Below are 2951 nucleotides of genomic sequence, written 5' to 3'. Positions count from 1 at the left end.
GGCCAGCCGTGCGCGGCCGGACCGCGGTCCAGTTCGACCCGTAGCCGGTCACGCTGACTGTCCGACAGGCGGCATGACGCACCACTGGGTCCTCGTGAGGCCAGCGCCGCCGTGCCACCGGCCTGCCAGAGCCGTTTCCACTGGTAGGCCGACTTCGTACTCACCCGCAGCCGCCCGGCGACCTCGACCGGATCGACCCCGGCGGCGAACAGGTCCGCCGCCTGCACCCGGACCACTTCCCGACGGGCACGACCCTGCGCGGTAAGCCCGCCACCATCCGCATACCTCATGCCCGATACAAGCGTCGGACACGGCCGGGTCATACCCGGACAGACCGGATGTGATCAAACAGACCCCGACCATTCAAGATCTGTATACCGGATGCTCACCANCNCCCANCCCCCAACNCCNCCCCCCGCCGCACCCACCCGGCACGGCAGGCAGGGACCGCAGCCCGCCCCACCACCACCGGCAATCCCCCCGCACTACGCCCGGCCCATACCGCCGGCTCGCCGAACCCGGATCACGATCCTCGCCACCGCGACCGCCGTGGTCCTCGCCGCCGCTGTCCTGCTCATCACGGACCGCCCCCGGCACNCCCCGACCACGGCGAACCGCCCCGACCGGCACGGCGCCGCCGCGATCCTCGCCGACCAGGCCACCACCGATGATCCGGATCTCGCGGTCCGTCTCGCCGTCGCCGCCTACCGGCTCAACCCCGACCCGGCCGCGCGCATCGCCCTGCTGGCCGCCGCCGCCCGAGGTCTGCCCCCGCTGGCAACGTTCCGCCACAGCGGCAAAATCCTGTCCGTCGCCATCAGCCCGGACGGGCACACCCTCGCCACCGGCAGCGCCGACCACACCGCACGCCTGTGGAACCCCACCCACCCCGACCAGCCGGTAGCCACCCTGGGCCACGACGACGGGGTGAACCACGTGGCGTTCAACCCCGCCGGCACCCTGCTCGCCACCACCAGCGACGACACCACCATCCGCCTGTGGAACATCACCGACCCCCACCACCCCGACCAGGTCAACACCCTCACCCTGCACACGGGCGGAACCCCCTACGGCGCCGCGTTCAACCCCGCCGGCACCCTGCTCGCGATCAGCACCTCCACCGGCGCCGTGCTCCTAATCGACATCACCGACCCCCGCGCCNCCTCCACCCTCGCCACATTCACCCCCCACAGCTACATCGCCGGAAACGTGGCGTTCAGCCCCGACGGCCACACCCTTGCGACGGCCAGCCTTGACGGCACCGCCCGCCTATGGGACGTCACCGACCCGCGCACCCCCCGACCATTGGCCACCCTCGCCCCCGGCCCCACCTTCGACGCCACCTTCAGCCCCGACGGCACGATGCTCGCCACCGCCCAGCAGGACGGCACCACCCTCCTGTGGACCCTCACCACCCCCACCCAGCCGCAGCCCGCCGCCACCATCCCCGAAACCGGCATGACCACCACCGCCGTCTTCGCCCCCGACGGCACGACGCTGGCCACCGCCAGCACCGACGGCACCGCCCACCTGTGGGATCTCACCAACCCGCGCACCCCCCGCCCGCTGGCCACCCTCACCGGCCACACCGGACCCGTGGAAACCCTCGCCTTCGACGGGACGATGCTCGCCACCGCCGGTGACGACACCACCGCCCGCCTGTGGGATCTCAACCCCACCAGCCTCACCCGCCGCGCCTGCACCACCCCCACCGGCCGACTCAGCGAAGACGAATGGCACCGCTACCTCCCCACCTTCCCCTACCAACCCCCCTGCCCCTAACCCCACCAACCCGCCCGGAACAGGCCGCCTACCCCACCCGGCAGGGAAAGACCCCGGGACCGGCGGCAGTCGGGGACGACAGCGCGCGGCCCGGGGTCGCTCGAAGGATGGGAGGACCCCGCCCGGTGTTGGGGGGCAGGGCAGGGTCCTCCCCGCAGTGACAGGCAGGCGGACCTCTACCCGTCACAGATCTGTGGGTCACCGGGACCAGCACGCCCGCNGCAGGTCGACCACGCCGAGAAGCAGGCGGACAGCCACAGCAGGCCTACGAGGATCAAGACCGGCGGGGAACCCGCAACGGGCCGGTACTACCCGCCCGGGCCGCCTGGCTCCCTTGGGGNGGNGGCCGCAGAGCCATCGTCACCCCTGCCGCCCGGGGCGCGATGCCGTTCATGCAGCCTGTCGAGAAGCGCGACTTCCCGGTTGAAAGCATCCACGTCACGGGTGAGACCCGGCAGGTCCAACCGGGTATCCGCCAGCACCTGATGGTACCGCCCGTCCCGCAAACCGTGCGCGAGTAGATACACTACGGCGTCCGCGAGGGGATGCCGCATGTTATGCGCGGCGGACCCGGCGAGAAGTTCCACCGTCCGGCCGACCACCAGCCCGATCAGGTCCGCGTTCCGCCCGGGATGCTCCGCTCGGATACGGGCGGTCAACGCCAACTCCAGCCGGGCCACGAAGGACTCATCAAGCCCGGACCCCTTGTCGGACTCAGGCCGGTCGGTGCCGTTCACAGCCGGTCCCCCGCTGTCAAGGCCGCGTACCGGGACAGCGACATCACTTCCCACATCGTGTGTTCCACCCACCGGCCACCGCCGTCCAGCAGGCGAACCCGATGCGACACCGGCATGATGCCGACCCCCCCCGAACTCTTCGGGTCGCAGCGCACAGCCGACCGTGACCACCGGCATGTCCACCCCGGCCGCCACCCGGTCCCCGTGGATGTACCGGCCGAGCAGAAACGCCAGCCGGGTACTGCCCGGCGGGCAGGTCCGGGGGTGCGCCGTCACCGTGGCCACCCCGTCCTGTGCCGTGGCCGCCACCGCCGCGGGCAGCAACGGCCCGTCCTCCACCGGCCGGACCCTCACCTGCACAGCGCGGTTACAGTCCACCTCCAGCACCGGCCCGGCCAGAAGCAGCCCGTCGCCACCGGGGAGCTCCACGTC

General features: G+C 72.1%; 2 protein-coding genes. One reads left to right on the top strand and one right to left on the bottom strand.

The features are described 5' to 3' along the window. A partial coding sequence (locus ALLO2_RS22810; protein ID WP_035734718.1) for a helix-turn-helix domain-containing protein occupies positions 1-290 on the bottom strand: 290 nt, incomplete at its 3' end. Positions 291-549: 259 nt separating this feature from the next. Between ALLO2_RS22810 and ALLO2_RS27975 the strand changes: the two genes are divergently transcribed. Beyond that, positions 550-1782 (top strand): WD40 repeat domain-containing protein, encoded by a 1233-nt coding sequence (locus tag ALLO2_RS27975; protein WP_051875540.1) that lies wholly within the window; start codon positions 550-552, stop codon positions 1780-1782. The last annotated feature ends 1169 nt before the right edge of the window (positions 1783-2951 follow it).

The organism is Frankia sp. Allo2 (genome assembly GCF_000733325.1).
Classification (GTDB): Bacteria; Actinomycetota; Actinomycetes; order Frankiales; family Frankiaceae; genus Frankia; species Frankia casuarinae.
This window is presented reverse-complemented; position numbering and strand designations above follow the sequence as displayed.